Origin of the sequence: Actinoallomurus liliacearum (genome assembly GCF_039542035.1) — a bacterium.
In the GTDB taxonomy this organism is placed as follows: domain Bacteria; phylum Actinomycetota; class Actinomycetes; order Streptosporangiales; family Streptosporangiaceae; genus Actinoallomurus; species Actinoallomurus liliacearum.
Window position 1 is genome coordinate 792987 of record NZ_BAABHJ010000005.1, and the last position, 20330, is coordinate 813316.

At 72.7% G+C, this 20330-nt stretch carries 21 protein-coding genes; 12 read left to right on the top strand and 9 right to left on the bottom strand.

The window, feature by feature from the left end:
- Positions 1–390: 390 nt before the first annotated feature.
- Positions 391–678 carry a hypothetical protein gene (locus ABD978_RS43840; RefSeq protein WP_425550708.1) on the top strand — a complete coding sequence of 96 codons (288 nt, stop codon included), beginning with the start codon at positions 391–393 and terminating at the stop codon, positions 676–678.
- Here ABD978_RS43840 and ABD978_RS11655 read toward each other — a convergent pair.
- Positions 644–1219, bottom strand: a complete 576-nt coding sequence (locus tag ABD978_RS11655) for a YceI family protein (protein WP_345352875.1) — start codon at positions 1217–1219, stop codon at positions 644–646. The two genes, ABD978_RS43840 and ABD978_RS11655, sit on opposite strands and share 35 nt — an antisense overlap.
- 110 nt (positions 1220–1329) lie before the next feature.
- Positions 1330–1803, bottom strand: a complete 474-nt coding sequence (locus ABD978_RS11660; RefSeq protein WP_345352878.1) for a carboxymuconolactone decarboxylase family protein — start codon at positions 1801–1803, stop codon at positions 1330–1332.
- Positions 1804–1946: 143 nt separating this feature from the next.
- On the opposite strand from ABD978_RS11660, the gene ABD978_RS11665 reads away from it, so the two are divergent.
- Positions 1947–2603 carry an N-acetylglucosamine-6-phosphate deacetylase gene (locus tag ABD978_RS11665; RefSeq protein ID WP_425550693.1) on the top strand — a complete coding sequence of 219 codons (657 nt, stop codon included), beginning with the start codon at positions 1947–1949 and terminating at the stop codon, positions 2601–2603.
- Here ABD978_RS11665 and ABD978_RS11670 read toward each other — a convergent pair.
- Entirely contained in the window at positions 2600–3484 is an 885-nt protein-coding gene (locus ABD978_RS11670) for a helix-turn-helix transcriptional regulator (RefSeq protein ID WP_345352884.1), read from the bottom strand. The two genes, ABD978_RS11665 and ABD978_RS11670, sit on opposite strands and share 4 nt — an antisense overlap.
- 149 nt (positions 3485–3633) lie before the next feature.
- Between ABD978_RS11670 and ABD978_RS11675 the strand changes: the two genes are divergently transcribed.
- Positions 3634–5064 (top strand): MFS transporter, encoded by a 1431-nt coding sequence (locus ABD978_RS11675; protein WP_345352887.1) that lies wholly within the window; start codon positions 3634–3636, stop codon positions 5062–5064.
- A gap of 94 nt (positions 5065–5158) precedes the next feature.
- Positions 5159–6418 carry an SGNH/GDSL hydrolase family protein gene (locus ABD978_RS11680; RefSeq protein WP_345352890.1) on the top strand — a complete coding sequence of 420 codons (1260 nt, stop codon included), beginning with the start codon at positions 5159–5161 and terminating at the stop codon, positions 6416–6418.
- A 97-nt stretch (positions 6419–6515) separates the two neighbouring features.
- Here ABD978_RS11680 and ABD978_RS11685 read toward each other — a convergent pair whose 3' ends face one another.
- From ABD978_RS11685 to ABD978_RS11695, 3 genes are read right to left on the bottom strand one after another with little or no spacing between them, the layout of a single operon-like run.
- On the bottom strand, positions 6516–6641 hold the full coding sequence (locus ABD978_RS11685) for a hypothetical protein (protein WP_345352893.1): 126 nt from the start codon (positions 6639–6641) through the stop codon (positions 6516–6518).
- Positions 6638–7417: an SDR family NAD(P)-dependent oxidoreductase gene (locus ABD978_RS11690; protein WP_345352896.1), complete on the bottom strand. Its 780-nt coding sequence runs from the start codon at positions 7415–7417 to the stop codon at positions 6638–6640. The genes ABD978_RS11685 and ABD978_RS11690 overlap by 4 nt, the downstream gene beginning before the upstream one ends.
- A gap of 33 nt (positions 7418–7450) precedes the next feature.
- Positions 7451–8221, bottom strand: a complete 771-nt coding sequence (locus ABD978_RS11695; protein WP_345352899.1) for an SDR family oxidoreductase — start codon at positions 8219–8221, stop codon at positions 7451–7453.
- Positions 8222–8323: 102 nt separating this feature from the next.
- Between ABD978_RS11695 and ABD978_RS11700 the strand changes: the two genes are divergently transcribed.
- Positions 8324–9148, top strand: coding sequence for a helix-turn-helix transcriptional regulator (locus tag ABD978_RS11700; protein ID WP_345352902.1), 825 nt, complete (start codon positions 8324–8326; stop codon positions 9146–9148).
- A gap of 334 nt (positions 9149–9482) precedes the next feature.
- Entirely contained in the window at positions 9483–10184 is a 702-nt protein-coding gene (locus ABD978_RS11705; RefSeq protein WP_345352905.1) for a hypothetical protein, read from the top strand.
- Between the two features lie 44 nt (positions 10185–10228).
- Here ABD978_RS11705 and ABD978_RS11710 read toward each other — a convergent pair whose 3' ends face one another.
- Positions 10229–10759: a DUF1697 domain-containing protein gene (locus ABD978_RS11710; RefSeq protein ID WP_345352908.1), complete on the bottom strand. Its 531-nt coding sequence runs from the start codon at positions 10757–10759 to the stop codon at positions 10229–10231.
- Positions 10760–10762: 3 nt separating this feature from the next.
- The gene (gene glmS, locus ABD978_RS11715; protein ID WP_345352911.1) at positions 10763–12607 is read right to left on the bottom strand and encodes a glutamine--fructose-6-phosphate transaminase (isomerizing); all 1845 of its coding nucleotides are present in this window, start codon (positions 12605–12607) and stop codon (positions 10763–10765) included.
- A 112-nt stretch (positions 12608–12719) separates the two neighbouring features.
- On the opposite strand from glmS, the gene coaA reads away from it, so the two are divergent.
- Complete coding sequence (coaA, locus tag ABD978_RS11720) at positions 12720–13658, top strand: type I pantothenate kinase (protein WP_345352914.1); 939 nt, start codon at positions 12720–12722, stop codon at positions 13656–13658.
- 35 nt (positions 13659–13693) lie between these two features.
- On the opposite strand, the gene ABD978_RS11725 is transcribed toward coaA, so the two are convergent.
- A complete protein-coding gene (locus tag ABD978_RS11725) occupies positions 13694–15082 on the bottom strand; it encodes an MFS transporter (RefSeq protein ID WP_345352917.1) in 1389 nt (462 codons plus the stop codon).
- 101 nt (positions 15083–15183) lie between these two features.
- Between ABD978_RS11725 and ABD978_RS11730 the strand changes: the two genes are divergently transcribed.
- The 5 genes from ABD978_RS11730 to ABD978_RS11750 all read left to right on the top strand — a co-directional run bounded on the left by ABD978_RS11730 (position 15184) and on the right by ABD978_RS11750 (position 20326).
- Positions 15184–16068 carry a helix-turn-helix transcriptional regulator gene (locus tag ABD978_RS11730; protein ID WP_345352920.1) on the top strand — a complete coding sequence of 295 codons (885 nt, stop codon included), beginning with the start codon at positions 15184–15186 and terminating at the stop codon, positions 16066–16068.
- A gap of 13 nt (positions 16069–16081) precedes the next feature.
- Positions 16082–16438 carry a holo-ACP synthase gene (locus ABD978_RS11735; RefSeq protein WP_345352923.1) on the top strand — a complete coding sequence of 119 codons (357 nt, stop codon included), beginning with the start codon at positions 16082–16084 and terminating at the stop codon, positions 16436–16438.
- Positions 16439–16490: 52 nt separating this feature from the next.
- Positions 16491–17987 (top strand): NAD(P)H-hydrate dehydratase, encoded by a 1497-nt coding sequence (locus ABD978_RS11740; RefSeq protein WP_345353681.1) that lies wholly within the window; start codon positions 16491–16493, stop codon positions 17985–17987.
- Positions 17988–18101: 114 nt separating this feature from the next.
- Positions 18102–19250, top strand: coding sequence for an alanine racemase (gene alr, locus ABD978_RS11745; protein WP_345353682.1), 1149 nt, complete (start codon positions 18102–18104; stop codon positions 19248–19250).
- Positions 19247–20326 carry an alpha/beta fold hydrolase gene (locus ABD978_RS11750; RefSeq protein WP_345352926.1) on the top strand — a complete coding sequence of 360 codons (1080 nt, stop codon included), beginning with the start codon at positions 19247–19249 and terminating at the stop codon, positions 20324–20326. The genes alr and ABD978_RS11750 overlap by 4 nt, the downstream gene beginning before the upstream one ends.
- The last annotated feature ends 4 nt before the right edge of the window (positions 20327–20330 follow it).

The following is a 20330-nucleotide window of genomic DNA, read 5'->3' on the forward strand; positions in this document are numbered from 1 at the left end:
GCGCGTGAAGTAGGCGGATCACCCTCCTGCCCCGCGGGGTGGCCGGTACGGGCGGCCGACCGCCGGAGCCTGACTCTCGGCTCAGCCGCCCCCCCGACGCCCAGCACACCCCGATCACCTGACTCCGCAACACTGCGGCTCCCATTTTCCCTGGCCGCCTACCTCAAGATCGGTTGACCGCCCACCACCAGGCACGATGGCCGCCCACCACCACCCCACGGGCCGCCAGCCTCCAGGACCGGAGGCCGCCAATCACCAGAACCAAGGCCGCCTACCACCGCTTCTGGATGGCCGTCAGCACCGAGCTCATGACCGAGGCGGCGCGCACGCTGCTGACCGAGCTCGGCGGACGCCGCCCGCTGTGCGCTGAACGGCTGGTGCTACTGCACCCTGCGCGGTGCGGGTCGCTCGGCCCGGCAGGCCACGCGGACCCTGCACGGGACGAATGTCGCGGACAAGAACGAGCTGCTGTTCGCGCGCGGCGTCAACTTCAATGACGTGCCCGTCTGGCAACGTCGCGGGATCGGGCTGTGGTGGGAGAGCTTCGAACGGCCGGGGGGTGGGAGCCGCCGGAGGTTCCGGACCCGGCTGGTCCGTCCCCGGAAGGCGCTCCCGCCCCCATGGGAGGGCCGGCGCGACGGCTCTACGCGGGTTGGAGGACGGCCTGGATCTCCATGATGATCTGGACCTTCTCCCCGAGGGCGACGCCGCCGCCGGGGATCGGGCCGTTGTAGCTGATGCCGAACTCCATCCGGTCGATCTCACCGGTGGCGGTGAACCCGGCGCGGGCGCCCACGGCCGGGTCGGGGGCGAACGGGTCGACACCGAAGCCGTTGATCTCCAGCTGCAGCGGGACCGGCCGGGTGACGCCTTTGAGCGTCAGCTCGCCCTCCATCAGGAAGTCGTCACCGTCAGGACTGATGCCGGTCGAGCGGTAGGTCATCGTGGGGTGCTGCTCGACCTCGAAGAAGTCGGCGTTGCGCAGGTGCTCGTCCCGTGGGGCGTTGGCGGTGTCGATCGAGGTCATGTCGATGGTGGCGGTCACCTCGGACTTCAGCGGGTCCTCGGCGGTGACGATCTGGCCCTCGAAGTGGGTGAAGTGGCCGCGTACCTTGCTGATCATCAGGTGCCGGACGGCGAAGCCCACGTGGGAGTGGGCCGGGTCGATCGCCCAGGTGCCGGCCACGTAGCCGGGGATCTCGATCAGGTCGGCGGACATGGTTGCTCCTTGAGTTCTTCTGGAGAAGTGTCGGTGGCGCCAGGCCGGCGCGTCAGGCCAGGTGGGATCGGGCTGCTGGAGTCCGTCCTCACGGCCCGAGAAGCGGTGTGCTATCCCCACTGGCCGGGCTGGTAGTCGCCGGCGGGCTGCTGAGTGATGACGTTCAAGCGGTTCCAGGTGTTGATCACGGCGATCAGGGACACCAAGGCGGCGAGCTGGTCCTCGTCGTAGTGCTTGGCGGCGTTCGCCCAGGCCTCGTCGGTGACGCCGCCGGCGGCGTCGGCGATGCGGGTGCCCTGCTCGGTGAGCTCGAGCGCCGCGCGCTCGGCGTCGGTGAAGACCGTCGCCTCCCGCCAGGCCGCGACCAGGTTGAGGCGCACCGCAGTCTCCCCGGCGTGCGCGGCGTCCTTGGTGTGCATGTCGATGCAGACGGCGCAGCCGTTGATCTGGCTGGCGCGGATCTCCACCAGCTGTTGAGTCGCGGTGGGCAGCGTCGAGTCCGCCACGGCCCTGCTCGCCGAGTTGATGTACTTGATGACCTTGGCCGCGACCGGGTTGCTGCGGTGGTCGAACCGGGCGTCCATGCTGATCTCCTTCTCGTTTCCGTTCCTACCTCCACCGACGAAACAGCCCGGCGAAGTGTGAGCCGCCCGGAAGGAATCTGCGTGGTCCGGACGTCCCGGCGCTGCGGCACCTCTTGTCCGCCGGGGACGGCACCGTACGGGTCGTGACGCTCGCGCCGGAGCTGTCCGGCGGGATGGATCTGCTGCGCGAGGTCGTCTCGGCCGGTGTGATCGCCGCGGTCGGGCACACGACGGCCGACTTCGACCAGGCCCGGCAGGCGTTCGCGTCCGGGGCGCGCCTGGCGACGCACCTGTTCAACGCGATGCGCGACTTCCACCACCGCGACCCCGGCCCGGCCGGGGCCGCGCTCGCCGACGACGCCGTCACCTGCGAGCTGATCAACGACGGCTTCCACGTCCACGAGGAGGCGGTCCGCATCGCGGTGAACGCCGCGGGCGCGGAGCGGATCGCGCTCATCACCGACGCCACCCCCGCCGCCGGAATGACCGACGGCGACTTCCACCTCGGGCCGGTTCCGGTGTTCGCCCGCGACGGCAGGGTGACGCTGTCCGACGGCACGATCGCGGGCAGCACCCTGACGATGGACGCCGCCGTCCGGCACGCGGTCCACTGCGTCGGTCTCCCGATCACCACGGCGGCGATCGCCGCGGCCACGACCCCCGCCACCGTGCTCGGTATCGCCGACCGTACGGGCAGCATCCATCCCGGCAAGGACGCCGACCTCGTCGTCCTGTCCGACCGGCTACGCGTCGAGACGGTGCTCCGGCGCGGCGCGGTCGTCCACGGGAACCTGCCCTAACGCCGCGTCGGCGCCGTCTCCGGACGGTCGGCGGTCTCGGCGGAGACCTCGGTCAGGAGGCGGAGGGCCGCGGCGGACGGGGAGCCCGGCTCGGCCGACCAGACCATCACGCGCTGGCCCCGGTCGTCCGGCAGCGGCATGACCTCCTCCGACAGGGTCAGCGCGCCGACCAGCGGGTGGCGGTACTCGCGGGTGTTGTACGCGCAGTCGCCGACCGGGTGCGTCGACCACAACGCCGCGAACTCCGGGCTCTTCATCGCCAGCTCGCCGACCAGCGCGGTCAGATTCGGGTCGTCGGGGTAGCGGCCGGCGGCCAGCCGCAGGTAGGCCACGGCGTCCCGCGCCTTCTTCCGCCAGTCCGCGTACAGCTCCCGGGTGTGCGGGTCCAGGAACAGCAGCCGCGCCATGTTCGGCCGGTCGGCCGGGCGGTCGGGAGCGTCGAAGTCCAGGTGCCCGGCGAGCAGCGCGTGGGCCATCGGGTTCCAGGCGAGGGCGTCCGTGCACCGCCCGATCACCATGGCGGGAACGTCCCCGAACGACTCGATCATCATCCGTACGCCGGGCCGTACCCGCTCCGGCCGGGGCCGCCGCCGGGCGGCCGGTTCGGGACGGGCGAGGCCGTGCAGGTACGCGCGCTCGTCCTCACCGAGGTTCAGCGCGCGGGCGATCGCGTCGAGGACGGCGTCGGAGGCGTTCTGGCTCTGCCCCTGTTCCAGCCGCGTGTAGTAGGCCACGCTGACGCCGGCGAGCTGGGCGAGCTCCTCGCGCCGCAGGCCCGGCACCCGGCGCCGCCCGCCGTAGTGGGTCAGCCCGACGTCCTCGGGTCGTAGCCGCGCGCGACGAGATCGCAGGAAGTCTCCGAGTTCGGGCCGTTTGTCCATGTCTCCGAGTATGTCGCCTTCCCCGGCGCTGAGCCTGACCCTGCCAGTGGTACCAACCCGCGGCGTACGCGGGACAGAGGGCTGGGTACGGCCCGCCGCGCGGCGCAGTCTCTTCACCGACGAACTTCTCATCACCGAAAGGGGCGGTCATGGCCGTCTTGGAAGAGGTCGCCGGGAGGGCCGACGTACGGCCCCGGATGACGTCGCGGCAGCGCATGGTCCTGGTCCTGTTGCTGGGCGCGCAGTTCATGCTGGCCGTCGACTTCTCGATCCTCAACGTCGCGCTGCCCGCCGTCGGCGACGGCCTGGGATTCGGACTGCACGCGCTGCAGTGGGTCGCGAGCGGGTTCGCGCTGCCCGCCGCGGGACTGACCCTGCTGTCGGGGCGGGTCGCGGACCTGTTCGGCCGACGGCGGATGTTCCTCGCCGGCATGGCGCTGCTGGCCGCCGGATCGCTGATCGGCGGTCTCGCGGCCACGCCGACGATGCTGCTCACCGGGCGGGTGCTGCAGGGCGTCGCCACCGCGATCAGCACGCCGGCCGCGCTGTCGCTGCTGACCACCGCGTTCCCCGAGGGGGCGCTGCGGGACCGGGCGCTGGGGCTGAACGGCGCGCTGATGTCGGCCGGGTTCACCGCCGGCGCCGTGCTGGGCGGCGTGCTCACCGACCTGCTGAGCTGGCGCTGGGCGTTCCTCGTCAACGTGCCGATCGCGCTGCTGATCCTCACGGGCACACCGCGTCTCGTCTCCGGCGGCCGCGCCTCCGAGGGCGCCCGGCTCGACGTTCCCGGCGCGCTCACGGTGACGGGAGGGCTGCTCGCGCTGGTGTACGGCGTGACGGCGGCGGGGGAGAAGGGCTGGACCGCGCCGGTCACCCTGGCCGCGTTCGCCGTCGCCGCGGCGCTGCTGGTGGCGTTCTGGTTCGCCGAGGCACGGGCGGCGGCGCCACTGGTCCCGGTGCGGATCCTCCGGCGGCGTGCGGTGGTCTGGGGGAACCTCGCCGGGCTGATCGCCTTCCTCACCGAGACGTCGCTCGTCTTCCTGATGACGCTGTACCTGCAGGAGGTGCTGGGCTACTCGCCGCTGGTCACCGGCCTGGCGTTCGGTGTCCTCGGCGCCGGGACCGTCGTCGGCGGCCTGTTCGGCGCCCGGACGATCGCCCGCCTGGGCACGTACCGCACCCTGGTCGGCGCCTTCGTCCTGCAGGCCGCCGCGACCGCGTCACTGGCCGCGCTCGGCGACGCCCACCGCTGGATCCTGCTGTTCCTCGTCGCCACCTTCGTCGGCGGCGTGGGCAACATGCTGGCGATCGTGGCCTTCATGGTGACCGCGACGTCGGGGCTGCCGGACGGCGAGCAGGGGCTGGCCACCGGGCTGGCGACGATGACGCAGCAGATCGGTATCACGATCGGCATCCCGATCATGAGTGCGATCGCCACCGCCCGTACGAGCGCGCTCGGCGGCCCGCACGCCCAGGCCGTCCTCGGCGGAGTCCGGTTCGCCGTCCTCGCCAACGCCGCCATCGTGCTGGCCGGCGCCCTGCTCACCGCTCTGTTCCTGCGCCGCCGCACGGCGCGCTGACCACTCTCCGGTCAGGTCATCGGATCCGGGTGGGCCGTCGACGGCGGAGCCCTCCGTCGGCTCTGACGACCCGACCTACGAAACGGAAGAAGTCATGCGGTACCTCACACGATCGATCGCCGCGGCACTGTCCGCGCTCGCCATCGGGCTCCTCGCCCTGCAACCGTCCGGACGGCCGGCCACGGCGGACACTCAGGTCTCCGCCTGGACGGGCGCCTGGTCGGCCGCGCCGCAGCGCCCCAGCACGGGATTCGAGCCGAACTGGGCGGAGGCCGGTTTCTCCGGCCAGAGCGTCCGCCAGACCGTGCGCGTCACCACCGGCGGCACGACCGTACGGATCCGGCTGTCCAACGCCTACGGCACCTCGCCGGTGACGGTGACGGCCGCGACGATCGCCCGCGCCGGGACGGGCGCGGCGGTGCGGGCCGGTTCCGTCCGGCGGCTGGCCTTCGGCCGGTCGCGGTCGGTGTCGATCCCCGCGCGGGGGGACGTGCGCAGTGACGCGGTCGCCTTCCGCACGCGTCCCCTCGAATCGCTCACCGTGACCCTTTACTTCGCGGGCACCACCGGGCCGGCGACCTTCCACTCACAGGCCTACGCCACGACGTACCGGGCGACGGGAGATCACACCGAGGACGCGACCGGGACCGTCTACGCCGACCGGACGCACTCCTGGTACTACCTGTCGGGGGTCGAGACGGCAGGGGGCCCGCCGCGACGCGGTGCGGTCGTCGCCTTCGGCGACTCGATCACCGACGGTTTCGGCTCGAGCGACGACGCGAACCACCGCTACCCCGACGAACTCGCCGCGCGGCTGACCGCTCTGGGCCGGGAGCAGGCCGTGCTGAACGCCGGGATCGGCGGCAACCTGGTCCTCAACGACTCCGCGTGGTACGGGGAGCGATCCTCGGCGCGGTTCGCCCGGGACGTCCTCGACCAGCCCGGCGTCGGCACGGTGATCGTGCTGGAGGGCATCAACGACCTGGGCTTCAGCGAGGTGGACAAGCCGACCTACAAGCCGAATCCGCAGGTCTCCGCCGACGATCTCATCGCTGGGTATCGCGCGCTGATCCGGCAGGCGCACGCGCGGCACGTGCGGGTGCTCGGAGCCACGCTGCTGCCGATGAAGGGCTCGGACCACTACGGCCGGCGGTCCGAGGCCGATCGGGAACGGGTGAACGACTGGATCCGGACCTCCGGAGCGTTCGACGCGGTCGCCGACTTCGACCGAGCGCTGGCCGACCCCTCGGACCCGCTCGCCATCCGGGCGGCGTACGACAGCGGAGACCACCTGCACCCGAACGACGCGGGCTACCGCGCCATGGCGCAGGCGATCGACCCGGACCGGCTCTGAACACCGCGGCGCCGGGCGGAAGCCGTCAGGCTCCGCCACGGCGCCGCCGTTCGGGGCCGCTCGCGGCAGGCCGCCCGGTGCGGGCGGCGCGGGGGGGTCAGGTCAGGACGCTCACCGTCTCCGTCCGTGAGGCGTGCTGACTCCAGAGGTGCTCGGCGACGTCGTCGGGTTCATGAGTGAGTCCCGGCCCGACGGCGCCGACGACGAAGACCGGCCCGCTCACTGGGCGGTCCATCCGCCGTCGACGGCGACGAGCGCGCCGGTGACGAAGCTCGCGGCGTCGGACACGAGGAACGCGATGGTCTCGGCGACCTCCTCAGGACGCCCGATGCGGCCGATCGGGTGGGCCGGGCCGAAGGAGGCGAGCATCTCGCGGCCGTCCTCCACGACGCCCTCCATGATGTCGGTGTCGATCACTCCGGGCAGCACGGCGTTGGAGCGGATGCCCTTGGGGCCGCCCTCGATGGCGAGCACGCGCGTGATCTGCGCCAGGGCGCCCTTCGACGCGGCGTAGGCCGTCTGGGTCTCGAAGGCGACGACCGAGGACACCGAGGCGACCGAGACGATCGCACCGCCGCCACCGGCCTCCATGACGCGGAAGGCCTCGCGGGCCTGGACGAAGTTGCCGCGGGCGTTGACCCGCAGGATGCCCTCGAAGTCCTCGACGGTGGTCTGGGTGATCGGCTTGTTGAGGGTGCGGCCCGCGTTGTTCACCAGGATGTCGAGCCGCCCGAACCGGTCGGTGGCGAGCCGCATGGTCGACCGCGCGAGGTCCTCGTCGGCGACGTCGCCGACCAGCGCCGCCACGTTGTCGGGATCGCTCGCGGCGAGTTCCTCGACCGCCTCGGAGCGGTCGGTGACGACCAGCCGCGCACCGCGTGCACGCAGCAGGACGGCCGTGGCGTGGCCGATGCCGCGGGCGGCGCCGGTGACGACGGCGACCCGGCCGGTCAGGTCCCAGGAGGCGGGGAGGGAAGAGTTCTCGTGAGTGGTGCTCATGACTTCCTTCATGGTCTTCTTCTGCGGGGCAGGTCAGCGTTGGCGGGCCGGCCGTACGACGATCTCGTTGACGTCGACGCCGGGCGGCTGCGCGAGGGCGTACGAGACGGCCTCGGCGACGGCGTCCGGCTCGATGGCATGCGCCCGGTAGGTCCGCATGGCCGCCGCGGCGCCGGGCTCGGTGATGGAGTTTGCGAGCTCGGAGGTGACCACTCCGGGAGAGATGGTCGTGACGCGGATCGAGGGATCGGATTCCTGGCGCAGGCCCTCGGTGATCGCCCAGGCGGCGTACTTGGTCCCGGAGTAGACGGCGCTGGTGGGCACCACCTGGTGGGCGCCGATGCTCGCGATCGTGACGAAGTGGCCCCCGCCCTGCTCGGTGAAGACGGGCAGGGCCGCGGCGATCCCGTGCAGCAGCCCGCGTACGTTCACGTCGATCATGCGATCCCACTCGTCGACCAGCAGGGAGTCCAGCCGCGACAGCGGCATGACCCCGGCGTTGCCGACCAGGACGTCGACCCGTCCGAAGCGGTCGCGCGCGAACTCGACGAAGGTGCCGAGGCTCGTACGGTCGGTCACGTCGAGCGGCACCGGGTGCATGCCGCCGCCGGCGTGGGCGGCCTCCCGCGCGGTGCGTTCGGCGAGCTCCCGCAACCGGTCGATCCGCCGCGCGCCCGCGACCACGTGGTGTCCCTCGCGGACCAGCCGGGCGGCGATGGCCTCGCCGATGCCGCTGCTGGCCCCGGTGACGAGGACGACCTTGTGCTCGGGTGGGGTCTGGGCCCCTGGGCGGTTCGTTGGCATGACCACCACACTGGGGGCGCCGGCCGAGGTGGGGAAGGGAGCGATCCTCCCTGGGAGTAGCGCACCCAGGAAGCGGGCCGGCCCGCGACCTACGATGGCGGCATGACCTCCTCCGATCTCGGCGCCTACCTCAAGGCCCGGCGGGCACAGGTCACGCCTGAGCAGGCCGGCGTTCCCAGCATGGGGCACCGCAGGGTCCCCGGCCTGCGGCGCGAGGAAGTGGCATCGCTGGCGGGCGTCAGCGTCGACTACTACGTCCGTCTCGAGCAGGGCCGGGAACGCACACCGTCCGCGCAGGTGGTCGAGGCCCTGGCCGTCGCCCTGCGCCTGCCGGAGGACGGCCGCCTGCACCTGTTCCGCCTGGCCGGACTGAGCCCACGCGCCCGCAGCGCCGCCGTGAACGACCACGTCGACCCGAATCTCCTGCAGCTCATGAGCGCCTGGCCGAACAACCCGGCCATCGTCTACAACCGCGCCTTCGACGTCCTCGCGTCGAACGCGATCGCCGACGCGCTCTTCCACGACTGGGCGCACTCGCGCAACCTCATGCACGTCGTGTTCACCGAGCCCGCCGCACGAAGCTTCTACGTGGACTGGCACGACGTCGCGCGCAACTCGGTGGCCGGCTTCCGGCTCGGCTACGGCGAGGCGCCCGACGATCCGCGGATCCGCCAGGTGCTCACCGAACTGCTCGAGGAGAGTCCGGAGTTCGCCCGGCTCTGGGCCCGGCACGACGCCCGGGGCAAGGCGCTGGAGAGCAAGTGCTTCCACCACCGCGACGTCGGACCGCTGACGTTGTCCATGCAGACCTTCGACGTCCGCTCCAGCCCCGGCCAGGAGCTCGTCGTCTACCACGCGGAGCCGGCCTCGCCGAGCAGCGAGGCCCTGAGCCTCCTCGGCTCCCTCGCCGCCGGCGCGCGTCAGTGAGCCTGAGCGTCTGCCGCGCCGCGTCCGCCAAGCATTGATCGTCCTGCTCAGGCTCTACGAGGAGACCTGGTGGAGTGGATGGCCGGGCCGCCAGGCACGAAGCGTTGTCCGTTGATGACCGGCACGGCCTGTTTCTGGCTCATCGCGCTGGCGATCGCTGCGTCTAGAGCGCAGCGATCGCCAGGAATACGGGCTCAGCCGCGTACGGCGGCAGATCAATCAACGAGCGAACAATGAAGTCGCCCGATCAAACAACGGGTCCCTTATCCAGGTGACTGTGGCTCCCGCACGAAGGCGGGAGCAGCGGAATCAGATCCCCTGAAAGGAGATTCCGGTGAGATCACCGAATCAGCACGGCGACCCGTCCCCCCGCAGGGTGCTGCGGCACGTCGTCACGGTCGCCATCGCGATCCTGTGCACCCTGACCGCGGCCGTCACGACCGCCTCGACGACGTCCTTCGCCAAGGCCGCGTCCTACGAGGTGACGGCCTCCGGGCCGGACACCACGGCGAACTCCGACGTCTCGGCCGCCGACCCGACCGCGACCACCGACCCGGAGGACGCGCTCCCCGAGCGGGGGCTCAGCACTCGCGGCGGACCGATCTCCCGCGCCGAGGTCATCAGCCGGGCGAAGTACTGGTACGACAACAGGGGAAAGATCGACTACGACATGGGAGGCCAGTACGGCGACCCGGACAGCGCCGACCATACGTACCGGACGGACTGCTCGGGCTTCGTGTCGATGGCGCTGCACCTCACCGACAGTCGGAACACGGTGACTCTTCCGGAAGTCGGTACGGAGATCCCCCGGACCGAGATGCAGCCCGGCGACTACACCGGGATCCTCGGCCCGGGCACGGAGAACGCCGCCGGCCACGTCCGTCTCTTCGAGAAGTGGGCGGACCGAAGCGCCGGCACCTACTGGGCCTACGACTTCGGCGAGACCCCGGTCGCCCATCAGATCTACCAGCTGAGCACGGATGAGCGGCGGGGCACCGTCGACTGGACCGCCTACCGCTACGACAACATCTTCTGATCTCCGGCACGGACGGCCCCGGCGCTCGCCGGGGCCGTCACGCGTCAGGCGTCTGTGAGCGTCAGGAGCTTGGTGACGGTGTTCCAGTTGCGGACGGTCATCGGGACGCCGAGGCGGCGCTCGAGGGTCGGTCCGAGGGTCGAGCGGCCCTGCCCGTTGGGGAAGTAAAGATAAAGAACCGATTCGCCCAATCCGACCTCCTCGGGGGCGAATTCGGCTGGTTTGAGGGCGCGGAGTCGCTCCGGGGCCGGCGGCTCGGCCAGGAACGCCACCGCCGACCTGGCCGGGTCGCGGACCTCCAGGGGGTTGCCCTCGACCACCGCGGCCAGCTCGGCCGCGGTCCGTACGACGACCGGGACCGCACGGCCCAGCCGGGCCGTGAGACGGTCCTCGATCGCGGCGGCGATCCGCTCCGTCGGCTCCTCCGGCGCGGTGAACACGGCGTTCCCGCTGTTGAGGTGCGTGCGCACGTCCGTGTAGCCCAGCTCGGCCAGCCACGCGCGCAGGTCGGCCATCGCGAGCCTGCTGTTGCCGGTGACGTTCACCCCCCGCAGGAGGGCGGCGTAGCGCGCCATCGGCTACTCGACGGTGACGGACTTGGCGAGGTTGCGGGGCTGGTCCACGTCATGGCCCCGCGCGGTGGCCAGCTCGCAGGCGAAGACCTGCAGCGGGACCGTCGCCACGAGCGGCTGCAGGAGCGTCGGCACGGCCGGGACGCGGATCAGCGTGTCGGCGTACGGCGCGACGGTCTCGTCGCCCTCCTCGGCGATGACGATCGTACGGGCGCCGCGGGCGCGGATCTCCTGGATGTTGGAGACGATCTTGTCGTGCAGGATCGGCCGGGCGCGCGGCGGCACGACGACCACCACCGGCAGGTCCTGCTCGATCAGCGCGATCGGGCCGTGCTTCAGCTCGCCGGCGGCGAAGCCCTCCGCGTGCATGTACGCGAGCTCCTTGAGCTTCAGCGCCCCCTCCAGGGCCACGGGGAAGCCGACGTGCCGGCCGAGGAAGAGCACGCAACGCTCGTTGGCCAGGGATCGGGCCAGCTCGCGGACCGGCTCGACGGTGCCCAGGACCGCCTCGACCTTCTCCGGCATGGTGGCGAGCAGCTGGATCATGGCGAAGACCTCGTCGCCCCACTTGGTCCCCCGGACCTGCGCGAGGTACAGCGCGATGAGGTACACGGCGACGAGCTGGGTGAGGAACGCCTTGGTCGAGGCCACGGCGATCTCCGGGCCGGCGTGGGTGTACAGCACGCCGTCGCACTCGCGGGGGATCGTCGAGCCGTTGACGTTGCAGATGCCGAGCACGTTGGCGCGCTGCTCGCGCGCGTGCCGCACCGCCATCAGCGTGTCCATGGTCTCGCCGGACTGCGAGATCGCGATGACCAGGGTGGTGCGGGTGAGGATCGGGTCGCGGTAGCGGAACTCGCTGGCCAGCTCGACCTCGCACGGGATCTGCGCCCAGTGCTCGATGGCGTACTTGGCGATCATCCCGGCGTGGTACGCGGTGCCGCAGGCCACGATGATGATCTTCTCGACGTCGCGCAGCTGCTGGTCGGACAGGCGCATCTCGTCGAGGGTCAGCCGGCCGTCGGCGCCGACCCGGCCCAGCAGGGTGTCGGCGACCGCCCGCGGCTGCTCGGCGATCTCCTTGAGCATGAAGTAGTCGTGGCCGCCCTTCTCGGCGGCGGAGACGTCCCAGTCGACGTGGTACTCCTTCACCGGTGCCGGGGCGCCGGCGAAGTCGGTGACGGTGACGCCCTCCGGGCGCAGCTCGACGACCTGGTCCTGGCCCAGCTCGATCGCGTCGCGGGTGTGCGCGATGAAGGCGGCGACGTCGCTGGCGAGGAAGTTCTCCCCGGCGCCGACGCCGACCACGAGCGGTGAGTTGCGGCGCGCGCCGACGACGAGGTCCGGTTCGCCCGCGTGCACCGCGACCAGCGTGAACGCGCCCTCGAGCCGCCCGCAGACCCGTCGCATCGCCTCGGTGAGGCCGGCGCCCTTGGTCACCTCCTCCTCCAGGAGGTGCGCGACGGCCTCGGTGTCGGTGTCGGAGGACAGTTCGTGGCCGCGCTCCTCCAGTTCGACGCGGAGGGCGGCGAAGTTCTCGATGATGCCGTTGTGCACGACCGCGACCGCGCCGGTGCAGTCGACGTGCGGGTGGGCGTTGCGGTCGTTGGGCGGCCCGTGTGTGGCCCAGCGGGTGTGGCCGATGCCCGCGCGACTCTGCGGCGGCGGGCTCTCGGCGAGCGCGTCCCGCAGGTTGACGAGCTTGCCCGCCCGCTTGGTCACCGTCAGTTTCCCGTCGGCCAGCACCGCCGCGCCGGCCGAGTCGTACCCTCGGTATTCCAACCTGGCGAGCCCGTCGACGACGACGTCGAGAGCGGCCTGCGACCCGACGTACCCCACGATTCCGCACATGGCACGCCACCCTAATGGCTCCAGGTGAGCGGGTAGACCAGTGCCGCCCCGACCGTCCAGTTCCGGCAAAGGTCACCAGAAGTTAACTTCAGTAAAGGCTAAGGTTTCCTCCATGATCGCTGATGGGGAGGGTATGCCCAGCCCCTATGTGGAGTTCGGCCGCGAGGAGTGGCGGGCGCTGCGCGCCGAGACGCCCCTGTCGCTCACCCCGGACGACCTGGAGGCCCTGCGCGGCCTGAACGACCGGACCGACTTCGCCGAGGTCGAGGAGGTCTACCTGCCGCTGGCGCGGCTCATCGGCCTGTTCGCCGCGGCCGACGGCCGCCTGCGGGACGCGGTCGGCGCCTTCCTCGGCGACCCGGTCGCCCCGACCCCGTTCGTCATCGGCATCGCCGGGAGCGTCGCCGTCGGCAAGTCGACCGTGGCCCGCCTGGTGCGGACGCTGCTCGCCCGTGGCCCCGGCGAGCCGAAGGTCGAACTCGTCACCACCGACGGCTTCCTCTATCCGAACGCCACGCTGGCCGAGCGCGGGCTGATGAACCGCAAGGGCTTCCCGGAGTCGTACGACCGCCGCGCGCTGCTGGGGTTCGTCTCCGCGGTGAAGGCGGGTGCCGCGGAGCTGTCCGTCCCGGTGTACGACCCGCTGTCCTACGACATCGTCCCCGAGGCCCGGCAGGTCGTCCGGCGGCCCGACATCCTCATCGTGGAGGGCCTCAACGTGCTGCAGACCGCCCGGCCGGGCGGTCTGGCGCTGTCGGACCTGTTCGACTTCTCCATCTACGTGGACGCCCGGGTGAATGACGCCCGCCAGTGGTACATCGACCGCTTCTTCGCGCTCCGGCGCACCCTCTTCACCGACGAGCGCTCCTACTTTCACCCGTACGCGCGGGTGGACCCGGACGAGGCGGCGGCGTACGCGGAGCGGATGTGGCGGGAGATCAACGAGGTCAACCTCGTCGCCAACATCCTGCCCACCCGGGACCGCGCCACCCTCGTCCTGTGCAAGGACCACGACCACCGGATCCACCGCGTACGCCTGCGCCGCATCTGACCCCGCCCGGCGGCGGCCGCCCGGCGAGGCCGACCTCAGGCGGCGCGCTGGGGCCGTACGGCCAGGAGGGAGCAGCAGCCGCCCAGCACGGCGGTCGCGGCCAGCGCGACGCTCGTCACGGCCAGGGCGTGGCCGGTCGGCGGCGCGATGCTCAGGAACACCGTGCCGAACGTCGCGACCCCCACGACCTGGGAGAGCTGGTTCATCGTGACGAGCAGGCCGCTGGCGTCCGCCGCGTCCGCGACCGGGACCTGCGCGAGCGCGAGCGTCAGCATCGGGCTGAACGCCCCGCCCAGGCCGAGGCCGGTCAGGGCCATCGCCGCCTCCAGCCCCGCGCCGCCGTGCTGGAAGACCGCCAGCCCCAGGTAGCCGAGGGCCGCGACGAGGAACGCCGCCGGGACCAGCAGGCGGTGCCACCGGGCGGGCACCCGCCGCCAGTACAGGCTCGCCAGGGCGAATCCGCCCGCCCCGGGGATGAAGGACAGCCCGGCGTGCAGCGGGCTGTCGCCCAGGCCGCCCTGCAGGTGCAGGGCCAGGCTGAACAGGAAGCCGCCGAACGTCCCCATGGCCAAGAAGATCGCCGCACCGCCGACGAGGACGCCGGGCGTGCGCAGCAGCCGGCCGGGGATCAGCGGCGCGGTCGCGCGGCGCTGCAGGACCACGAAGATCGCGAACAGGACGACGCTGCCGGCCAGCATGGCCCAGCCCCACCCGGGCCAGCCCTCCTCGTGCCCGAGCACGAGCGGCACGACGAAGCAGACGACGGCCGCGGACAGGCCGAGCACGCCGGGAACGTCCAGCCGGCGGCCCCGCTCGCCGCGGTCGCCCGGCAGGACGCGCGGCCCGAGGACGAGCAGCGCCACGCCGATCGGGACGTTCACCAGGAACACCGGCCGCCAGCCGGTGCCGAAGAGGTCGGCGCTGACGAGGGCCCCGCCGATGACCTGGCCCGCGACCGCGCCGCCGGACAGCACGGCCGAGTAGACGCTGAGCGCGCGGGCCCGCGCGGCGCCGGTGAAGTTGCGCTGGATCAGGCTCATCACCTGCGGCACCATCAGCGCGGCGCCCGCGCCCTGGACGAGCCGGAACCCGATGAGCAGGCCGGTGCTCCCGGCCAGCCCGCAGGCCAGGGACGCCCCGGTGAAGACCGCCAGCCCGCCGAGGAAGGCGCGCCGGTGCCCGAGGATGTCGCCGAGCCGCGCCCCGGTGATGAGCAGCACGGCGTACGCGATCGTGTAGCCGGCGATGACGAGCTGCAGGCCCGCGCCGGACGCCTGCAGGTCGGTACGGATGGTGGGGGCGGCGACGTTGACCACGGTCACGTCGAGGACCGCCATGAACTGCCCGAGCATGATGAGCGTCAGCAACCCGCCGCGGCGGATCGGCGCGTGCGCCGCGGGGGCGTCGAGGGTGATCTGGGCCATGCGCCGAGCCTGCGGGCGGAACGATACGGGTGGTGAGAGCCCACTGATACTGGTGTTGACAGCACCTGGCACGGACGTCCGGCATGCCGCACCATGGACGGGTGAGCACGACGACCATCCGGAGGCGGACCGAGCTGGCCGCCTTCCTGCGCAGCCGACGGGACCGCATCACCCCCGCCGACGTCGGCATTCCGGCCGGGTTGCGTCGGCGCACACCCGGGCTGCGCCGCGAGGAGGTCGCCCAGCTCGCCGGGGTCGGCGTCACCTGGTACACCTGGCTCGAACAGGGCCGCCCGATCAACGTGAGCGGCCAGGTCCTCGACGCGATCGCCCGTACGCTCCGCCTCGACCAGACCGAGCGCGAGCACCTGTACCGGCTGGCGGACGTGGCCGCGATGCCCGGCCGGGCGCCGCACGACCGGCTCGAACCGCAGGTGCAGACCGTCCTCGACGGCCTGGTCCCGCTGCCCGCCACCGTCATGTCCAGCCGGTACGACGTGCTCGCCTGGAACACCGCCTACGCCGCGGTGTGGCCGGCCATTCAGCAGGCCGACGAGACCAAGCCCCGCAACCTGCTGTGGCGGATGTTCGTCACCCCGGAGTGCTGCAACCAGATGCTCAACCGGGACACCGAGCTGCCGCAGATGGTGGGGATGTTCCGGGCGGCGTTCGCCCGGCACCTCGGCGAGCCGTCCTGGACCGGGCTGGTCGAGCGCCTGTCGGCGGCGAGCCCCGAGTTCGCGCGGATGTGGGCGGCGCACGACGTCGCCGTGCCCTCGACGCGTGTGAAGATCTTCCGGCACGCCTCCGTCGGCGAGATCCGGCTGTCGGTGGTGAACTTCGCGGTCACCGCCGCGCCGGAGACCCGGATGGCGGTCTACACGCCGGCCGACGAGGAGACCCGTGAGCGCGTCGCGTGGCTGGTCGACCATCCCGGCGCGCCCGCCGTCGACCACGTCCACGCGGCCCCCGTACTCCCGGAGTGATAAACCTGGTCGAGTGATCGTCGGAGTGGGGATCGACGTCGTCGACGTCGCCCGGTTCACCAGGTCGCTGGAGCGCACGCCGGGCCTGGCGGTCCGGCTCTTCACCGACCGTGAACGCGGGCTGCCCCCGCGGTCCCTCGCCGCGCGGTTCGCCGCCAAGGAGGCCCTGGCCAAGGCGCTGGGCGCGCCACGCGGGCTGCGGTGGACCGACGCGGAGGTGCGCCGCGCCGAGGACGGCCGCCCGAGCCTGCACGTGACGGGCACCGTCCAGGAGGCGGCCGAACGGCTGGGCGTCACCACCTGGCACGTGTCGCTCAGCCATGACGGCGGCGTCGCCGTCGCGGTGGTGATGGCGGAGAACGCCCGATGAGGGATTCGCAGCGGTGATCGTGGCGAGAACGTCCCATGAGGAGGCGAGCGTGATGCGGTACGCGCACGAGGTCGACAAGGTCCGGGCCGCCGAGCAGGCGCTGATGGCCCGCCTGCCCGAGGGGACGCTCATGCGGCGGGCCGCGGCCGGCCTGGCCTCGGTGTGCGCCCGGATCCTGCGGCCGCGGAGCGAGCCGGGCCTGGGCGTGTACGGCTCGCGGGTCGTCCTGCTGGTCGGCAGTGGCGACAACGGCGGCGACGCCCTGTACGCGGGCGCCGGCCTGGCGCGGCGCGGCGCCGGCGTCACCGCGATCATCGCCGGGACCAAGGCCCACGAGGGCGGGCTCGCCGAGCTGCGCGCCGCCGGCGGCCGCGTGCTGCCCGTCGCGGACGAGGAGCGGGTCGCCGACGGGATCGACCGGGCCGACCTGATCATCGACGGCATGCTCGGCATCGGCGGCCGGGGCGGGCTGCGCGAGCCGTACGCCGGTCTCGCCCGGCGCGCGGCCGACAGCGGGGCGATCGTGGTGGCCTGCGACCTGCCGAGCGGCATCGACGCGAGCACCGGCCAGGTCGCCGGCCCCGCGGTCCGGGCGGACGTGACCGTCACCTTCGGGACGTACAAGCCCGGTCTGCTCGTCGACCCGGGCGCCGACCACGCCGGCGTGGTCGAACTGATCGACATCGGGCTCGGCCCGTACCTGCCCGACCCGGACGTGTGCGCGCCGGTCGCCGAGGACGTCGCCGCCCGGTTGCCCCGCCCGACCGGGGAGTCGAACAAGTACCGGCGGGGCGTCGTCGGCATCCTGGCGGGCAGCGAGACGTTCACCGGAGCCGCCGTCCTGGCGGTCGGCGGGGCGGTGCGCGCCGGGGCCGGCATGGTGCGGTTCGCCTCCTCCGAACACCCGGTGGAGCTGGTCCGGCACCGCTGGCCCGAGACCATCACCACGGTCATCGGGGACTCCATCGACAAGATCGGGCGGGTCCAGGCGTGGGTCGCCGGCCCCGGGCTGGGCACGGACGAGCGGGCCGAGGCGCTGCTCGCCCAGGTCCTCGCCACGGAGCTGCCGGTGCTCGTCGACGCGGACGGGCTGACCGTGCTGGCGCGGCGCCGCGACCTGCTGTGGCGGAGCGCGCCGACCGTCCTGACCCCGCACGCGGGGGAGCTGGCCCGGCTGCTGGGCACCGACGCCGACGAGGTCGAGGCGCGGCGGCTGGAGCACGTGCGCCGCGCCGCCACGGAACTGGCCGCGACGGTGCTGCTCAAGGGCTCGACGACGCTCATCGCCGAGGCCGACCGGCCGGTGCGGGTGAACCCCACCGGCACGCCCTGGCTGGCGACGGCGGGCAGCGGCGACGTGCTGTCCGGACTCACCGGCACGCTCCTGGCCGGCGGCATGCCGGCGATCGACGCGGCCGCCGCCGGGGCGTACCTCCACGGCCTGGCCGCGCGGCTGTCGGCCGACCCGTACGGCGAGGGCGCCGCGCCGATCAGCGCGTACGACGTCCTGGACGCGCTGCCCGCCGCGTTCCGCGTCGTGTCCGGCTGACCGCCGTCACCTCGGCGCGGACGGCCGGAGCCCGTCGTGTGCGGCCGACCACCGTCGCCTCGGCGCGGATGGCCGGAGCTCACCCCGGCGGCTGCCACACTGGAGGTCATGATGATGAACGTCCCCGCAACAGCGCACGTCGACTTGGCGGCGATCAGCCACAACGTCGGTGTCCTCCGCGAGAAGGCCGCGGGCGCCGAGGTGATGGCGATCGTCAAGGCCGACGGGTACGGGCACGGCATCATCCAGGCCGCTCGCGCCGCGCTGGCGGGCGGGGCCTCCCGGCTCGGCGTCGCCACGCTGGCCGAGGCGCTGACCGTGCGGCGGGCCGGCGTCGACGCACCGCTGCTGTGCTGGCTGCACGGCGCGGGTGAGCCGTTCGACGAGGCCGTCGCCGCCGACGTCGACCTGGCCGCGAGCTCGGTGCACGTCGTCGAGGACATCGCGGCCGCCGCCGCCCGCGCGGGCCGTACGGCGCGCCTGCACCTGAAGATCGACACCGGGCTGTCCCGCGCCGGGGCGACGCTCGAGGACTGGCCGTCGGTCGTGGACGCCGCGCTCCGCGCCCAGGCGGAGGGGTGCGTCCAGGTGGTCGGGATCTGGTCCCACATGGCGTGCGCGGACGAGCCGGGTCACCCGTCGATCGCCGCCCAGCTCAGGACCTTCGACGAGGCCGTCGAGTTCGCCGAGAAGGCCGGCGTGCGCCCCGAGGTCCGGCACATCGCCAACTCCGCCGCGACGCTGACGATCCCGGAGGCGCGCTACGACCTCGTACGGCCCGGCATCGCGGTGTACGGCCTGAGCCCGATCCCGTCGCACCCGGCCTCCGACGGGCGCGAGGACCACAACTTCGGCCTCCGGCCCGCCATGACGCTCACCGGGCGGCTGATCGTCACCAAGCGCGTCGCCCCCGGCACGGGCGTCTCGTACGGACACCGGTACACCACCGACCGGGAGACCACCCTCGGCGTCGTGCCCCTCGGGTACGCCGACGGGATCCCGCGCGGCGGGACCAACCTCCTGGAGGTCTGGGCGGCCGGCCGCCGGCGGCGCATCGCCGGCACGGTCTGCATGGACCAGTTCGTCATCGACGTGGGCGACGACGAGATCCACGCGGGCGACCAGGTGATCCTCTTCGGCCCGGGCGACCGGGGCGAGCCCACCGCTCAGGACTGGGCCGACCTGCTCGGCACGATCTCCTATGAGATCGTGACCCGCATCGGCGCACGCGTCCCCCGCGCGTACGAAGGATCCCCCGCATGAACAAGAAGCGCATCGGACTGATCGGCGCGGCGGTCGGCACGGCCGGCGCGGTCGGCGTGGGCGCGGTCGTCGCCGCGCGCAAGTACGCCGTCGGACGGGCCCGGCTGACCCCCGACCCCGACGCCGGCGAGCCGTTCGGCGAGCTGCACGGACGGCCGCTGACCGTCGAGGCGAGCGACGGCGTGCCCCTGCACGTCGAGATCGACGGCCCGGACGACGCCCCCCTCACCGTGGTCTTCTGCCACGGCTACTGCCTGAACCAGGACTGCTGGCACTACCAGCGGCGCGACCTCGGCCGCGACGACGGCCTGCGGATGGTCTTCTGGGACCAGCGCAGCCACGGCCGGTCCGGCCGCAGCGACCTGACCCACGCCACCGTCGACCAGTGCGGCGCGGACCTGCTCGCGGTCCTGGAGGCCACCGTGGACCCCGGCACGCCGGTGGTCCTGGTCGGCCACTCCATGGGCGGCATGACCATCATGGCGCTGGCCGACGGCCATCCGGAGCTGTTCGAAGACGGCCGGATCGTCGCCGTCGCCCTGGTCAACACGTCGTCGGGCGAGCTGGCGGAGCTGAGCCTGGGCCTGCCGATGGCGTTCGGGAAGGTCTTCAAGGCGGCGCTGCCCCGGGTGACGCGCAGCCTGGGCAAGCGGGCGGAGCTGATCGAGCGCGGCCGGAAGGTCGGCGCGGACGTCGCCTTCATGGTCACCCGCCGGATCGCGTTCGGCGACAAGCACGTCAGCCCCACGGTGGTGGACTTCCTCGAGCAGATGATCCGCTCGACGCCGATCGACGTGATCGCGGAGTTCTACCCGACGCTCGCCGCCCACGACAAGCTCGCGGCGCTGCAGGTGATCAAGGACCTGCCCGCGCTGGTCGTCGTCGGTGACGAGGACCGGCTGACGCCCGCCGCGCACGGGCGGACGATCGCGGCCGTGCTGGAGGACGCCGAGCTCGTGGAGCTGTCCGAGGCGGGCCACGTCACGATGATGGAGCACCCTGAGGTCGTAACCCGGGCGCTCATCCGGCTGATCGACCGGGTGCGCCCTGTCGCGGAGGAGGAGCGGTCGGCGTGAAACC